General features: G+C 71.1%; 10 protein-coding genes and 1 pseudogene. 7 read left to right on the top strand and 4 right to left on the bottom strand.

The window, feature by feature from the left end:
• Nucleotides 1-67 precede the first annotated feature (67 nt).
• Together AB0D94_RS07025 and ssd are read right to left on the bottom strand one after the other, a co-directional pair.
• Nucleotides 68-637, bottom strand: a pseudogene (locus AB0D94_RS07025) (ATPase, T2SS/T4P/T4SS family); the annotation flags it as partial.
• Nucleotides 634-1,839: a septum site-determining protein Ssd gene (ssd, locus tag AB0D94_RS07020; RefSeq protein WP_362047012.1), complete on the bottom strand. Its 1,206-nt coding sequence runs from the start codon at nt 1,837-1,839 to the stop codon at nt 634-636. The gene ssd and the pseudogene AB0D94_RS07025, both read right to left, overlap by 4 nt.
• 521 nt (nt 1,840-2,360) lie before the next feature.
• On the opposite strand from ssd, the gene AB0D94_RS07015 reads away from it, so the two are divergent.
• A complete protein-coding gene (locus AB0D94_RS07015; protein WP_362046734.1) occupies nt 2,361-3,233 on the top strand; it encodes an HAD-IB family hydrolase in 873 nt (290 codons plus the stop codon).
• A 582-nt stretch (nt 3,234-3,815) separates the two neighbouring features.
• On the opposite strand, the gene AB0D94_RS07010 is transcribed toward AB0D94_RS07015, so the two are convergent.
• Entirely contained in the window at nt 3,816-4,637 is an 822-nt protein-coding gene (locus AB0D94_RS07010) for an oxidoreductase (RefSeq protein WP_362046731.1), read from the bottom strand.
• 109 nt (nt 4,638-4,746) lie between these two features.
• Between AB0D94_RS07010 and AB0D94_RS07005 the strand changes: the two genes are divergently transcribed.
• Nucleotides 4,747-5,874, top strand: a complete 1,128-nt coding sequence (locus tag AB0D94_RS07005; RefSeq protein ID WP_362046728.1) for an ATP-binding protein — start codon at nt 4,747-4,749, stop codon at nt 5,872-5,874.
• Here AB0D94_RS07005 and AB0D94_RS07000 read toward each other — a convergent pair.
• Nucleotides 5,828-7,138: a hypothetical protein gene (locus AB0D94_RS07000; protein ID WP_362046725.1), complete on the bottom strand. Its 1,311-nt coding sequence runs from the start codon at nt 7,136-7,138 to the stop codon at nt 5,828-5,830. The two genes, AB0D94_RS07005 and AB0D94_RS07000, sit on opposite strands and share 47 nt — an antisense overlap.
• 235 nt (nt 7,139-7,373) lie before the next feature.
• Between AB0D94_RS07000 and AB0D94_RS06995 the strand changes: the two genes are divergently transcribed.
• The 5 genes from AB0D94_RS06995 to AB0D94_RS06975 all read left to right on the top strand — a co-directional run bounded on the left by AB0D94_RS06995 (nt 7,374) and on the right by AB0D94_RS06975 (nt 15,057).
• Entirely contained in the window at nt 7,374-9,740 is a 2,367-nt protein-coding gene (locus AB0D94_RS06995) for a SulP family inorganic anion transporter (protein ID WP_362046722.1), read from the top strand.
• Between the two features lie 185 nt (nt 9,741-9,925).
• Nucleotides 9,926-11,923, top strand: coding sequence for an acetate--CoA ligase (gene acs / locus AB0D94_RS06990; RefSeq protein WP_362046719.1), 1,998 nt, complete (start codon nt 9,926-9,928; stop codon nt 11,921-11,923).
• 235 nt (nt 11,924-12,158) lie between these two features.
• Nucleotides 12,159-13,568 carry a Na+/H+ antiporter NhaA gene (gene nhaA / locus AB0D94_RS06985; RefSeq protein ID WP_362046716.1) on the top strand — a complete coding sequence of 470 codons (1,410 nt, stop codon included), beginning with the start codon at nt 12,159-12,161 and terminating at the stop codon, nt 13,566-13,568.
• 74 nt (nt 13,569-13,642) lie between these two features.
• Nucleotides 13,643-14,101: a phage holin family protein gene (locus AB0D94_RS06980; RefSeq protein WP_362046713.1), complete on the top strand. Its 459-nt coding sequence runs from the start codon at nt 13,643-13,645 to the stop codon at nt 14,099-14,101.
• Nucleotides 14,098-15,057, top strand: coding sequence for an alpha/beta hydrolase (locus AB0D94_RS06975; RefSeq protein ID WP_362046710.1), 960 nt, complete (start codon nt 14,098-14,100; stop codon nt 15,055-15,057). The genes AB0D94_RS06980 and AB0D94_RS06975 overlap by 4 nt, the downstream gene beginning before the upstream one ends.
• Nucleotides 15,058-15,301 lie beyond the last annotated feature (244 nt).

Raw genomic sequence — 15,301 nt, 5'->3', positions numbered from 1 at the left:
TCCCCTTCGTCTACTGGGACGGTACTGAGTCGTATAGCCCCTCGGATAGTCTTCATTAGCAGGTCTACGTACCTCCGGAGACGAGGAACGACAGCCGGGCCTCGATCATGTCCCGGAGCAGCCGGTGCCCGCCGGGCGGCAGTGTGCCCGCCGCGACGAGTTCCTCCAGCGTGAAGGCCCTCGGCCGCACCACCCGCAACGAGAGGCAGGCCGACCCGACCGCCACCGGGGGCAGTACCGCGTGCAGCCGGGTGCCGTCCGGCATCCGGGCGTCCACCCAGGGCCGGGCGTCGTCCAGCCGCCGGCCCGCGACCGCGGCCAGCCGCTGGGCGAGCCTGCGCACGGCGTCGGGGCCTTCGAAGGTCACGCCGGTCAGCTCCAGCCCGCCGCCGCGGTCCACCCACACCCGGTCGGGGGCAGCCACCAGCACATCGGTGACCTCCGGGTCGTCGAGCAGCGTCTCCAGCGGGCCCGCCCCGACCAGTTCGGACCTCAACTCGGCGGCCACCCCGAGCACTTCCGTGTCCCCCAGCAGCCGCCCCTGGGCCCGCAGCGCCGCGGCCACCCGGGCCGGGGTCGGCTCGGCCCCGCTCTCGGCGAGCCGCTGGCGCACCGCGTCCAGCAGCACGGCGCTCATGCCGGCACCCCCTGGGCGGAGCCGAGCGCGCGCCGCCAGAAGCCGTCGCAGAACCGGGCCAGCGCGCCCCGCCCCTCGGACCCCGGCGGTTCCCCCTCGGCCACCCGCCCCGGGAGCCCCACCTCGACCGGCACCTCACCGGCCAGCGGCGCCCCCAGCAGCCCCGCCACGGCCTCGGGCTCGAGCCCGCCCGGGGAGCGGCCCCGTACGACGACGCGCACGTCCCGGGCCACCATCCGCACCCCGGCCGCCACCCGGCCCGCCGCGGCAACGGCCCGCAACTCGCCCGGCACCACCATCAGCACCAGGTCCAGCTGCGCCAGCACCTCGGCCACGGCTTCGTCGACCCGCCGCGGCAGGTCGACCACCACGACCCCGCCGCGGCGGCGCGCGGCGGCCACCACCGACCGCATCGCGGCGGGCGGCACCACGACCCGGTCCCCGCGGTCCCAGCTGAGCACCCTCAGCGCGTGCAGTTCGGGCAGGGACTCCTCCAGGGCCCCGGCGCCGACCCGACCCCGCGAGCCCGCGAAGTCGGGCCAGCGCAGCCCTTCCGCGGCCTCGCCGCCCAGCAGTACGTCCATGCCTCCGCCGAGCGGGTCGCCGTCGATGAGGATGGTCCGCTCCCCGGTGCGGGCGGCCCGGAGGGCGAGCGCGCAGGCGAGGGTGGATGCTCCCGCCCCGCCGCTGCCGCCGATCACCCCGACGGCGAGAGCCGGACGCCCGGCGCCCTCGACCACATCGGCGATCCGGTCGACGAGCAGCCCCTCCGCGTCGGGGAGCCGGAGCACCTCCTGCGCGCCGATCTCCACGGCCCGCTGCCACACCTGGGGGTCGTCCAGGTCCCGGCCGACGAGGAACACCCCGTCCCGGCGGGGCGCCCCGCGCACCCGCCGGGCGGCGTCGTCCCCGACCAGTACGAGCGGCGCGGACTCCCAGCCGACGCTCCCGGCGCTCCCGGTGGTCCCCACCCTCCCGACCGCCCTGTCGGCCACGGCAGTTCCGCTGCGCCCCGGGCCCGTTCGCTCGCCACTGCCGACGCTCCCGGCGCTCCCGTCACCGGTCGCGCTTTGCTCCGGCATCGTGTGGTGCACATGTGGTTCGGCACCCGCGGCGGCGCACAGCCGCAGCAGGTCGTCGAGCAGCAGGGGATCCTCGGTGATGATCAGCGGCCGCCCGCCACCCGGCGCCGTCGAGCCCAGCCCGACCGGCGGCCTGCTCCCGGCCGCCACCGCGGACCGCGTCACTCCATACGACTTCGATCGCGCCACGATCTCCGCCCCCTTCTCACTGCAAATCCAGCACCGCGGACTTCGCGGCTGGAATCACCGTGCAGCGATCAGGAATAAGAAGTGGATCTTGCGCGAAAACTGTGGACAGCCAACCGATTGTGGATATCCCCTTCACCCTGACAGGTGAGTTCCGGAGCGCTCCGGAACAACTACACAGCGTCACGAGTTGAAGGGGGTGAGGGGCCTTCGCCACGACGGCCCACACGAGAGAAGGGGCCGTAGGAATGGACACTTGGGGCCGAAGGCAGGGACGCGAACCGCGTCCGGACATGCGACGACCCCCGCCGGGGGGGAGAGCGGGGGTCGTCCCCACGGTCCGACTCGGGGGGGGAGGAGCCAGACCGGGTTAGCACGGTCGCGAACGATCCGTGACTTCCATGGTGTACCCGAGAGGCTTCTCAGGCAAACCCACGCGCCACACCTTACGCCGAATGGTGGGCGCATATGCTCGGGTCGTGGAAAATCAGCCCTTGCCGCACTCCTTGCCTCGTACCGCAGCCTTCTTCGACCTGGACAAGACGGTCATTGCGAAGTCGAGCACTCTGACGTTCAGCAAGTCCTTCTACCAGGGCGGGCTCATCAACCGGCGAGCCGTGCTGCGCACCGCGTACACGCAGTTCATCTTCCTGGCCGGTGGCGCCGACCACGACCAGATGGAGCGGATGCGCGAGTACCTGTCCGCCCTCTGCAAGGGGTGGAACGTGCAGCAGGTCCGGGAGATCGTCGCGGAAGCCCTGCACGACCTCATCGACCCGATCATCTACGACGAGGCGGCGTCCCTCATCGAGGCCCACCACACGGCGGGCCGCGACGTGGTGATCGTGTCGACCTCCGGCGCGGAGGTCGTCGAGCCGATCGGCGAGATGCTCGGCGCGGACCGGGTCGTCGCCACCCGCATGGTCGTGGGCGAGGACGGCTGCTTCACCGGCGAGATCGAGTACTACGCCTACGGACCCACGAAGGCGGAAGCCGTCCGCGAGCTCGCGGAGTCCGAGGGGTACGACCTCGCGAAGTGCTACGCGTACAGCGACTCGGCCACCGACATCCCGATGCTGGAGGCGGTCGGACACCCGCACGCCGTCAATCCGGACCGGGCGCTGCGCCGGGAGGCCGTTGCACGGGAGTGGCCGGTTCTCGTCTTCAACCGGCCCGTACGGCTGAAGCAGCGGCTTCCGGGGCTGTCGATGCCGGCGCGGCCGGCGCTGGTCGCAGCGGCGGCCGTGGGCGCTGCCGCCGCCACCGCAGGGCTGGTCTGGTACGCGAGCCGGCGCCGGGCGAGCGCGCTGGCCGCCGCCTCCGCCTGAGCCGATCCGGGGTCGGGCCCGGGCCGAACAGGCCCGGGCCCGCCCTGACTGGCCCAGCTGGCCTGGCCCAGCCGGCCTGGCCCGCCCGGATCGCCCGAACTGGCCGGCCTGGCAACGCCGAGCCGCGCTGAACCACGCCCGATCCGCGTCCGAGCCACGCCCGGTCCGCGTCTGAACCACGCCCGATCCGCGTCCGAGCCGCACCTGCCCGGATGTCCTGGACTGCCCTGACCTGCCACGTTTCAGGACGTCCGGTTCATCCCGACTCGCTCCCGAAAGTAAAGAAGTGGAGCCAGGGGTTTCGCATATCTCCCAAGCGGAGTACAAAGTAGTTAACGGCCCGCGAGACCAAAGAACATCCGAGAGGATCATCTTTAAAACGCAGTAAGGCCCACGGACCGAAGCACGAACGCCGAGCACCCACGCGACGTCGACCCGTCGATTACGGGCCAGCGCACCAGGTGACGGGCAAAGCTCCCGACCTGATGGGCAACTTTCGAGGACGCTTGGTAACTGGGCGCAAGTGCCAGCGGCGACACCAAAGCAAGACGGTGTCGCCGCAACCCTTTGTCCGGGCAGTACTCAGGCCGCGCCGCGCTGCAGGGCTTCGCAGACCGCCGTCGACTCACGGACACCGAGTTCGATCGCCCGGCCGCAGTGGGCGATCCAGGCGGCCATCCCCTCCCGGGTTCCCGAGACGTAGCCCTCGAAGGCCGCCAGATAGGCCTCGCGCCCTTGTTCGGCGTGGCCGACCTCCGCCGGGCAGATCGCCTTGGGGTCCAGCCCGCTGTTGATCAGGACGATCCGCTCGGCCGCCCGCGCGACCAGGCCGTTGTAGGTGCCGAAGGGGCGCAGGGCCAGCAGTTCGCCGTGCACCACGGCCGCCGTGACCAGCGCCGGGGCCGATCCGCCCGCGATGATCAGGCCGGAGAGGCCGTCCAGCCGGCCCGCGACTTCCTCCGCGCTCGGCAGCGGCAGGTCCACCAGGGGCTCGTCCACCGGTTCGCCCGCGAGGCGGGGCCGGCCCACCACGTCTCCGGCCGCCGTGGAGCCCGAGGCCACCAGGTGCAGCCTCGCCAGGACGCGCAGCGGCGACTGGCGCCAGATGCTCAGCAGCTGGCCGGCCTCGGCGGTCAGCCGCAGCGCAGCGCCCACCGTCAACGCCTCCGGTTCCGAGCCGAAGTCGGTCCGGCGGCGCACCTCCTCCAGTGCCCAGTCGGCCCCGGACAGCGCCGCGCTCCCGCGGGCGCCGCGCAGCGCGGCCTCCGAGGTGATCTCCCCGCTGCGACGGCGCATCACCCGGTGTCCGTAGACCCGGTCCACGGCCTTGCGTACGGAATCCACGGACTCGGCGACACCCGGCAGCCCGGTCAGGGCGGCCAACGGGTCAGAAGCGCTACTCATAAGTAGGGAGCCTACGCACTGCGGACCCATAGCACCGACCCCTCCTTGGAGTGGTCTTCTTCACTCACCCAGACCACACAGCGCAACGGACCCACTACGCTTGGTGAACATGAAGATCGCTTTCGTGGGAAAGGGCGGCAGCGGCAAGACCACGCTGTCCTCCCTCTTCATCCGCCACCTCGCCGCCAATGAAGCCCCCGTCGTCGCGGTGGACGCCGACATCAACCAGCACCTGGGCGCCGCGCTCGGACTCGGTGAGGACGAGGCCGCCGCACTGCCCGCCCTCGGTGCGCACCTGCCGCTGATCAAGGAGTACCTGCGGGGTTCCAACCCGCGCATCGCGTCCGCCGAGACGATGATCAAGACCACCCCGCCCGGCACGGGCTCGCGCCTGCTGACCGTCACCGAGGACAACCCGGTGTACGAGGCCTGCGCGCGCACGCTGCTGCTCGACGGGGAGCCCGTACGGCTCATGGCCACCGGGCCGTTCACCGAGGCGGACCTGGGCGTGGCCTGCTACCACTCCAAGGTCGGAGCGGTCGAACTGTGCCTCAACCACTTGGTCGACGGCCCGGACGAGTACGTCGTCGTCGACATGACGGCCGGCTCCGACTCCTTCGCCTCGGGCATGTTCACCCGCTTCGACGTGACCTTCCTGGTCGCCGAACCGACCCGCAAGGGCGTCTCCGTCTACCGCCAGTACAAGGAGTACGCGCGGGACTTCGGGGTCGCCCTCAAGGTGATCGGCAACAAGGTGCAGGGCCCGGAGGACATCGAGTTCCTCCAGGACGAGGTGGGCGAGGACCTGCTGGTCACCGTCGGGCACTCGGACTGGGTACGGGCCATGGAGAAGGGTCGCCCGGCCGCCTTCGAGCTGCTGGAGGCGACCAACCGGCTGGCCCTCCAGGCCCTCCAGGACGCGGCCGACGACTCCTACGCACACCGCGACTGGGACCGGTACACCGAGCAGATGGTGGGCTTCCACCTCAAGAACGCGGAGAGCTGGGGCAACTCGAAGACCGGGGTCGACCTGGCGGACCAGGTCGACCCCGGTTTCGTCCTGCACGAGGGGCTCGGTGGACGAGGGGACGCAGGGGAGCGAGGCGAACGGGACGAGCCAGGCGGGCAGGAGCGGCCCGGCGAGCTCATGGAGCCCAGGAGGCCGGAGCCCGGAGAGCCGGGGGAGCTCGTCAGCCCTCGTCCGCACCCTCATCAGCCGGCTCCTCAGCCTGCTTGACCTCGGCGGAGTCCGCGGGGGCCGCGGGCTTCGGCGGCGGCCCCGCCGTCAGGAACTTCGCCCAGCCGTCCTTCGGCGCCTCGCCGACGTCGAGGGTGCGCATCCACTCCACGGTCTTGGGGTCCTGGGCGTCCAGCCAGTCCGCCAGCTCGCGGAACGGTACGCAGCGCACCTCCTTCTGGGTGCACATGGTCTTGATGGACTCCTCGACGGCGCGCATGTAGGTGCCGCCGTTCCAGGACTCGAAGTGGTTACCGATGATCAGCGGCGCCCGGTTGCCCTGGTAGACGCGGTCGAAGGCCTGGCGCAGGCCGTCGCGCATCTGGTCGCCCCAGTACGCGTGCTGCGAGGGGTCGCCCTGCGAGGTCGTTCCGGACTGGTTCGTCATGAAGTTGTAGTCCATGCTCAGGGTCTCGAAGGCGCGGCCCGGCACGGGCACCAGCTGCAGCGGGATGTCCCAGAGCCCGTCCGTCTTCTTGGGCCAGATCTGCTTGCTGATGCCGCTGGAGTCGTAGCGGAAGCCCAGGTCCTTGGCCGCCAGCATGAAGTTCTTCTGGCCTTCGAGGCAGGGGGTGCGGGCCCCGACGAGCTCCTTGTCGTAGTCGAAGGGGAGCGCCTGCATGTCCTTCAGGCCCGCGTTGGTCTTCCAGTTCTTGACGAAGGACTTGGCCTGGCTGATCTCGCTCTTCCACTCGTCCACGGACCAGGTGCCGACGCCGCCGTCGGGGCCGCAGAAGTGGCCGTTGAAGTGGGTGCCGATCTCGTTGCCCTCCAGCCAGGCCGCGCGCACCTGGGTGGCGGTGTCCTTGATGCCCTGGAGGTCGCCGAAGCCGATGTCCGAGCGGCCGGGCTCGTGCTGCGGGGCGGTGTAGAGGGAACGTTTCTCCTCCGGGAGCATGTACACGCCGCTCAGGAAGTACGTCATCCGGGCGTTGTACTTCTTGCCGACCTCGCGGAAGTGCGAGAAGAGCTTCTGGCTGTCCTCGCCGGCCCCGTCCCACGAGAACACCACGAACTGCGGGGGCTTTTCACCGGGCTTCAGCTTCTGCGGCTTCTGCACGTTCGGCTGCGGGCCGGTGTAGGCGGTCGATCCGTCGCCGATGGGCCGGTTCACGCTGCCGGGGGCCTCCGGTGCGGCGGCGCCCTTCTTGGCACCGCCCTGGGCAGCGGACCTGTCGGACTCCGAGCCGCTGCACCCGGCGGCGCCCAGGACCAGCGCCGTGGCGACCAGGCCACCAGCGATCTTCTTCGTGGCGGCGATCATCCGCCCCACCTCTCCCTCGCAGTTCCGTCGCAGGACTTCCGCGCCGCAACTTCCCATGCGGTGCGGTGTGAAGAGGATCTGACAAGCCGGACAAAATGCTTATTCACTCGTGCGTGCTAATTCGTAGTCCATTTGACCGTATTGCCCACCACTTCTCTTTACTCTCCATTACCATCCATTTACCGAGTGTTGAGACTCCCGCCGCTTCATCCCTCCTCAGAGGAGACGGGACCTTATGACAGCCACCGCACCCACCACCCCCAAGAACCAATCCGCCCGAGCAGATCTCCCCGCCGATCTCTCCGCCTCCGTAGCCGTCTTCCTGATCGCCCTGCCGCTCTCCCTCGGCATCGCCCTCGCCACCGGCGCACCGCTCCAGGCGGGACTGGTCGCCGCGGCGGTCGGCGGGATCGTGGCCGGGCGGCTCGGCGGCGCTCCGCTCCAGGTGAGCGGGCCCGCCGCCGGACTCACCGTCGTCACCGCCGAGTTGATCCAGCACTACGGCTGGCGCACCACCTGCGCCATCACCGTGCTCGCCGGGCTGTGCCAGCTCGGCCTCGCCTTCCTGCGGACCGCCCGGTCGGCGCTCATGGTGAGCCCGGCCATCGTGCACGGCATGCTCGCGGGCATCGGCGTGACCATCGCGCTGGCCCAGCTGCACATCGTGCTCGGCGGCACCCCGCAGAGCTCCGCCGTGGCCAACGTCGTCGGGCTGCCCGGCCAGTTGGCCGACCTGCACCCGGCCGCGCTCGGCGTCAGCGTGCTGACGCTGGTCGTCCTGCTCGGCTGGCCCCGGCTGCCCGGACGGGCCGGCGGCGCCCTGCGCAAGGTGCCCGCCGCACTCGCCGCCGTCGCCACGGCCACGGCCTTCGCCACGCTCGCCGGGCTCACGCTGCCCCGGGTGGACCTGCCGTCCTGGCGCAGCCACGCCCTGCCCGAACTGCCCCAGGGACCGCTCCTCGGCCTCATCGCCGCCGTACTGACCATCACCCTGGTCGGCAGCGTCGAGTCCCTGCTGTCCGCGGTCGCCACCGACAAGCTGATCGGCTCCGAGCGGAGGACGGCCGACCGGCCGCCGCGCGCCGACCTCAACCGCGAACTGCGGGGCCAGGGCGCGGCGAACATCGTCTCGGGAGCCCTGGGCGGACTGCCCATCACGGGCGTGGCCGTCCGCAGCGTGGCGAACGTCAAGGCCGGTGCGACCAGCCGCAGATCGGCGATGTTCCACGGCTTCTGGGTACTGCTCGCGGCCGGCCTGCTGGTCCCGGTCCTCGACCTGATCCCGCTCGCCGCTCTGGCCGCCCTGGTGATGGCCGTGGGCGTGCAGATGGTCAGCATCACGCACCTGCGCAGCGTCAACCGGCACGGCGAGGTCCTGGTCTACGGCACGACCATCGCGGCCGTGGTGCTCGGCGGGGTCCTGGAGGGCGTCGCCATCGGCATCGCGGTGGCCGTCGCACTGGCCCTGCACCGCCTCGCCCGGACCCGGATCACGCTGGAGAAGCAGGACAGCGGGGTCCACCGGGTGTGGGCGCGCGGCCAGTTGACCTTCCTCGCGGTACCCCGGCTGAGCCGGGTGCTGAACCAGATCCCGCACGACGCGCACGCGGTGGTGGAGCTGGACGGCTCGTTCATGGACCACGCGGCGTACGAGACCCTCCAGGACTGGCAGGACTCCCATCTGGCGCACGGGGGTTCGGCGGAGGTCACCGGCCGCTCCGGAGCACGCACCTCGGAGGCCGACCGGCGGACCGCCCCGCGCGGGACACACCAGTGCTGCCGGCCCTGGACCCCGTGGCAGAACCACTGCGACCACCGGCCCGCGCACGCCCGTACGGCCGCGACCCCGGCTCCGGCTTCGGCCTCGGCCTCCGCGGTGACGGCGGCAGAGGCGGCGACGGCAGCGGCGGAACACCCCGCGCCCCGGAGCCGCGGAGCCGGTCAGCTGGCGAACGGAATCGGCACGTTCCAGCGGGACACCGCCCCGCTCGTGCGTGACGAGCTGGCCCGGCTGGCGCGCGAGGGGCAGCGGCCCTCACAGCTCTTCCTCACCTGCGCGGACTCCCGCCTGGTGACCAGCATGATCACGGCCAGCGGCCCGGGCGACCTGTTCACGGTCCGCAATGTCGGCAATCTCGTCCCGCTGCCGGGAGCCGAGTCCACGGACGACTCGGTCGCGGCGGCCATCGAGTACGCCGTGGACGTGCTCAAGGTGGACAGCATCACGGTCTGCGGGCACTCGGGCTGCGGGGCGATGCAGGCCCTGCTCAACTCCTCGCCGACGACCCCCATGACCCCGCTGCGCCGCTGGCTGCGGCACGGGCTGCCCAGCCTGGAGCGGATGGGCAGCCGTCACCACGCCTGGGCCCGGATCGCCGGCCGGCTGCCCGCGGACGCCGTGGAGCAGCTCTGCCTGACCAACGTGGTGCAGCAGCTGGAGCACCTGCGGGCCCACGAGTCGGTGGCCCGGCGCCTCGCCGAGGGCACCCTGGAGCTGCACGGGATGTACTTCCACGTGGGTGAGGCGCAGGCGTACCTGCTCTCCGAGGGCGAGGACTTCTTCGACTGCCGGGTCTTCGACAGCGTCGGCCAGAACGCCTGAAACACGCCGTCAATGAACCGATAGCCTCCCGTATCCGTGCAATCGTTTGGCCCCTTCCTGCACCCTGCAGCGGGAAGGGGCCCTTCGTACGCCGTTCGCGTGGCCCGCACGCGCGCCCAGACGTGCTATAGGTCTAAACCAATTCTCGGCTACCCCTTGTCACCTGGGCCGCTGACTGATGAGCTATGCCCGGGGACACAACGGACACCCTGGGAAAGGGAGATGTCGTGAGCAACGAGAGCCTGGCCAATCTGCTCAAGGAGGAGCGGCGGTTCGCACCGCCTGCCGATCTGGCCGCCGCCGCCAACGTGACACAGGCTGCGTACACACAGGCCGACGCGGACCGGCTGGGCTTCTGGGCCGAGCAGGCGCGGCGGCTGACCTGGGCCACCGAGCCGACCGAGACGCTCGACTGGAGCAATCCGCCCTTCGCGAAGTGGTTCGCGGACGGCAAGCTGAACGTCGCGTACAACTGCGTGGACCGCCACGTCGAGGCCGGCAACGGCGACCGCGTCGCCCTCCACTTCGAGGGCGAGCCCGGCGACAGCCGCGCGATCACCTACGCCGAGCTCAAGGACGAGGTCTCCAAGGCCGCCAACGCCCTGACCGAGCTGGGTGTCGTGGCAGGCGACCGCGTCGCCGTGTACCTGCCGATGATCCCCGAGGCGGTCGTCGCGATGCTGGCGTGCGCCCGCGTGGGCGCCGCGCACTCCGTGGTCTTCGGCGGCTTCTCGGCCGATGCCGTCGCCTCCCGCATCCAGGACGCCGACGCCAAGCTGGTCATCACCGCCGACGGCGGATACCGCCGCGGCAAGCCCAGCGCCCTCAAGCCCGCCATCGACGAGGCCGTCGCCAAGTGCCCGCAGGTCGAGCACGTCCTCGTCGTACGCCGCACCGGCCAGGACACCGCCTTCACCGAGGGCCGCGACGTCTGGTGGCACGACGTGGTCGGCCGCCAGTCCGCCGAGCACACCCCGCAGGCCTTCGACGCGGAGCACCCGCTCTTCATCCTCTACACCTCGGGGACCACGGGTAAGCCGAAGGGCATCCTGCACACCTCTGGCGGCTACCTCACGCAGGCCGCGTACACCCACCACGCGGTCTTCGACCTGAAGCCGGAGACCGACGTCTACTGGTGCACCGCCGACATCGGCTGGGTGACCGGGCACTCCTACATCGTCTACGGGCCGCTCGCCAACGGCGCCACCCAGGTGATGTACGAGGGCACGCCGGACACCCCGCACCAGGGCCGGTTCTGGGAGGTCGTTCAGAAGTACGGCGTCACCATCCTCTACACGGCGCCCACGGCCATCCGCACGTTCATGAAGTGGGGCGACGACATCCCCGCGAAGTTCGACCTGTCGAGCCTGCGCGTACTGGGCTCGGTCGGCGAGCCGATCAACCCCGAGGCCTGGATCTGGTACCGCAAGCACATCGGCGGCGACCGCTGCCCGATCGTGGACACCTGGTGGCAGACCGAGACCGGCGCGATGATGATCTCCCCGCTGCCCGGTGTCACCGAGACCAAGCCCGGCTCCGCGCAGCGCGCGCTGCCCGGAATCTCCGCCACCGTCGTGGACGACGAGGCGAACGAGGTCCCGAACGGCGGAGGCGGCTACCTGGTCCTCACCGAGCCGTGGCCGTCGATGCTGCGCACCATCTGGGGCGACGACCAGCGGTTCCTCGACACCTACTGGTCGCGCTTCGAGGGCAAGTACTTCGCGGGCGACGGAGCCAAGAAGGACGAGGACGGCGACATCTGGCTGCTCGGCCGGGTGGACGACGTCATGCTGGTCTCCGGCCACAACATCTCGACCACCGAGGTCGAGTCGGCGCTCGTCTCGCACCCCTCGGTCGCCGAGGCGGCCGTGGTCGGCGCCAACGACGAGACCACGGGCCAGGCCATCGTTGCCTTCGTCATCCTGCGCGGCAGCGCCTCCGAGACCGAGGGGCTGGTCGGGGAACTCCGCAACCACGTGGGCGCCACGCTCGGCCCGATCGCCAAGCCGAAGCGGATCCTGCCGGTCCAGGAGCTGCCGAAGACCCGCTCGGGCAAGATCATGCGCCGCCTGCTGCGCGACGTGGCGGAGAACCGCGCGGTCGGTGACGTCACGACGCTCGCCGACTCCTCGGTCATGGAGCTGATCCAGAGCAGGCTGCCGGCCGCCGGGAGCGAGGACTGACGCACCCGGCCCGGCCCCGGCCCGTAGGACACGTACGGGCCGCGGATCGGCGGGAGGAGGGGCATGCGGCGCGACGCGCCGGATGCCCCTTTCGCGCTTATGGTGAAGATCGCCGGATACGCCCTCGCACACACCCTGTAAAATATTGAAAGCGTAAAGAAAGACCACAGGGTGCGCCGGGAAGTCTGGTCGGCAACTGCATTGTCATGCCGTCGACCAACCGGAGGTTCCCCCCGTGGCCGCGCCCACCCCCACCGACCACCAGGGCCGCAAGCTGCTCGGCCGGCTCTCGCTGCCCGAGCGCCGTTTCGTCGCCGACGCGCTGCGAACCGAGACCGTGGGCGGCGTGCTCCTGCTGGTGGCCGCGATCGCCGCCCTGATCTGGGCGAACATTCCGGCCCTCTCGGACAGCTACGACAGCGTCCGGTCCTTCCACATAGGCCCTGCCTCCCTGGGCCTGGACCTCTCGCTCCAGCACTGGGCGGCCGACGGCCTGCTCGCCATCTTCTTCTTCGTCGCCGGCGTCGAGCTCAAGCGCGAACTCGTCGCGGGCGATCTGCGCGACGCCAAGGCCGCAGCCCTCCCGGTGATCGCCGCGCTCTGCGGCATGGCCGTACCCGCGCTGGTCTACGTACTCGTCAACACCCTCGGCAGCGGCTCGATGGACGGCTGGGCGGTCCCGACCGCCACCGACATCGCCTTCGCACTCGCCGTCCTCGCGGTCATCGGCACCTCGCTGCCCTCCGCGCTGCGCGCCTTCCTGCTGACCCTCGCCGTAGTCGACGACCTCTTCGCGATCCTGATCATCGCGGTGTTCTTCACCAGCGAGATCGACTTCCTGGCGCTCGGCGGCGCCGTCGTGGGCCTGATGCTCTTCTGGTTCCTGCTGCGCAAGAACGTCCGCGGCTGGTACGTCTACCTCCCGCTCGCCCTGGTCATCTGGGGCCTGATGTACAACAGCGGGGTCCACTCCACCATCGCCGGCGTCGCCATGGGCCTGATGCTGCGCTGCTCCCGCAAGGAGGGCGAGGAGCACTCCCCCGGCGAGCACATCGAGCACCTGGTCCGGCCCGTTTCCGCCGGCCTGGCCGTGCCCTTCTTCGCCCTCTTCGCCGCCGGGGTCTCCCTCTCCGACGAGGCCCTCGCCCAGGTCTTCACCCGCCCCGAGACCCTCGGCGTGGTCCTCGGCCTGGTCGTCGGCAAGACGGTGGGCATCTTCGGCGGCACCTGGCTGGCCGCCCGCTTCACCAAGGCCGAGCTCAACGAGGACCTCGCCTGGCCCGACGTACTCGCCGTGGCCACGCTCGCGGGCATCGGCTTCACCGTCTCCCTCCTGATCGGCGAGCTCGCCTTCGCCGGAGACGCGGTCCTCACCGACGAGGTCAAGGCGGCCGTCCTGATCGGCTCCCTCATCGCCGCCGTGGTCGCGGGAATCATGCTCAAGCTCCGCAACCGCACGTACCGGGCGCTCACCGACGCCGAGGAGCGGGACGAGGACCTCGACGGCATCCCGGACATCTACGAGGAGCACAACCCGGATTACCACCTCCGGATGGCGAAGATCTACGAGGACAGGGCCGCAGAGCACCGCCGCAAGGCCGAAGCGGCGGCCGGGTCCAGCAGTGAGGCCGGCAGTCCGGCATGATCTGACTGACGACGCGGGACAGCCGCCGACGGCGGACCACAGCAGTCGACAGCCGACGACAGAGGGAGAGAGCGATGAGCGCAGTGGACCAAGAGGCGCAGGGAGCCGAGCGCACACTCGGCCAACTGGTCGCCTCGGCCACCGCCGAGATGTCCGCCCTGGTGCACGACGAGATCGCCCTCGCCAAGGCGGAGATCCGCCAGGACGTCAAGCGCGCGGGCATCGGCGGCGCCGCCATCACCGTCGCAGGAGTGTTCGCCCTCTTCTCCCTGCCGGTGCTGAGCTTCGCCGCGGCCTACGGGATCCACAACCTCGGGCTCGGGCTCGCCTGGTCCTTCCTCATCGTCGGCTCGGCGTTCCTGCTGCTCGCAGGCCTGCTGGCGCTGCTCGCGGTGAAGAAGTTCAAGAAGGTCAAGCCGCCGGAGAGGTCCATCGCCTCCGTCAAGCAGACCGCGGCCGTCGTCGGAACCGTCAAGCCGCACCCGCGGCCGGTGAGTGACAAGGCTGTGGGTGTGGCACGCTCGTCCTCATGACAGCGTCCACCCCGGATCCCGGCACTCCCCCCACCGCCGCCACGGCGGTACGGCTCGACCTCCCCGGCGGCCGGGCGGTGACGCACCGCGATGTCGCGGCCAACGGCGCCCGGTTCCACGTGGCCGAGGTCGGTGACGGGCCGCTGGTGCTGCTCCTGCACGGTTTCCCGCAGTTCTGGTGGACGTGGCGGCACCAGCTGACCGCGCTCGCCGACGCCGGGTACCGGGCGGTCGCGATGGACCTGCGCGGTGTGGGCGGCAGCGACCGCACCCCGCGCGGCTACGACCCCGCCAACCTGGCCCTGGACGTCACCGGGGTCATCCGGTCCCTCGGCGAGCCGGACGCCGCCCTCGTCGGGCACGACCTCGGCGGGTACCTCGCGTGGACGGCGGCCGTGATGCGGCCCAAGCTGGTGCGCCGGCTCGTGGTCTCGTCCATGCCGCACCCGCGCCGCTGGCGCTCGGCGATGCTGTCGGACTTCGGCCAGACGCGGGCGAGTTCGCACATCTGGGGCTTCCAGCGGCCGTTCGTCCCGGAGCGGCAGCTCGTCGCCGACGACGGGGCGCTCGTGGGGCAGCTGATCCGGGACTGGTCCGGGCCGCGGCTGCCCGAGGACGAGGACCTGACGGTGTACCAGCGGGCGATGTGCATCCCGTCCACGGCGCACTGCTCGGTCGAGCCGTACCGCTGGATGATGCGGTCCATCGCGCGGCCGGACGGGCTCCAGTTCAACCGGCGGATGAAGCGGCCGGTGCGGGTGCCGACGCTGCACCTGCACGGCTCGCTCGACCCGGTGATGCGTACGCGCAGCGCGGCCGGCTCCGGGGAGTACGTCGAAGCCCCGTACCGCTGGCGGCTGTTCGACGGTCTCGGGCACTTCCCGCACGAGGAGGACCCGGCGGCCTTCTCGACCGAGCTGGTCAACTGGCTGAAGGATCCCGAGCCGGACCGCTGACGGTCCGCCAGGCACGTCCGCTCGCTTGTCCTACAAGCGTTCAATTGCCTGGCGCATAGGCCAATTGGCCGCCCTGGACGGGGTTACCGACCTTGGGGCCCGGGCACAGCTCGGAGTATGAGCTGGACGCACGACTACGGTGACACCGCACACGAACACCGCCCGGCGGCTGACCCGGGCACCCACGAGAGGGCGGGCCGCCACGGCCATGACCCCCGACTCGGGATCCCCCGTATCCTGCGCC

The organism is Streptomyces sp. NPDC048255, from assembly GCF_040652415.1.
GTDB lineage: Bacteria > Actinomycetota > Actinomycetes > Streptomycetales > Streptomycetaceae > Streptomyces.
The sequence above is the reverse complement of the archived record's forward strand: the minus strand, read 5'-3'. Positions and strand labels throughout refer to the sequence as shown.

Excerpts from the sequence above, each read along its gene's own strand:
- AB0D94_RS07015 (WP_362046734.1), top strand. The coding sequence starts at position 2,361 with ATGGTGGGCGCATATGCTCGGGTCGTGGAAAATCAGCCCTTGCCGCAC.
- AB0D94_RS07010 (WP_362046731.1), bottom strand. The coding sequence starts at position 4,637 with ATGAGTAGCGCTTCTGACCCGTTGGCCGCCCTGACCGGGCTGCCGGGT.
- AB0D94_RS07005 (WP_362046728.1), top strand. The coding sequence starts at position 4,747 with ATGAAGATCGCTTTCGTGGGAAAGGGCGGCAGCGGCAAGACCACGCTG.
- AB0D94_RS07000 (WP_362046725.1), bottom strand. The coding sequence starts at position 7,138 with ATGATCGCCGCCACGAAGAAGATCGCTGGTGGCCTGGTCGCCACGGCG.
- AB0D94_RS06995 (WP_362046722.1), top strand. The coding sequence starts at position 7,374 with ATGACAGCCACCGCACCCACCACCCCCAAGAACCAATCCGCCCGAGCA.
- acs (WP_362046719.1), top strand. The coding sequence starts at position 9,926 with ATGCCCGGGGACACAACGGACACCCTGGGAAAGGGAGATGTCGTGAGC.
- AB0D94_RS06980 (WP_362046713.1), top strand. The coding sequence starts at position 13,643 with ATGAGCGCAGTGGACCAAGAGGCGCAGGGAGCCGAGCGCACACTCGGC.
- AB0D94_RS06975 (WP_362046710.1), top strand. The coding sequence starts at position 14,098 with ATGACAGCGTCCACCCCGGATCCCGGCACTCCCCCCACCGCCGCCACG.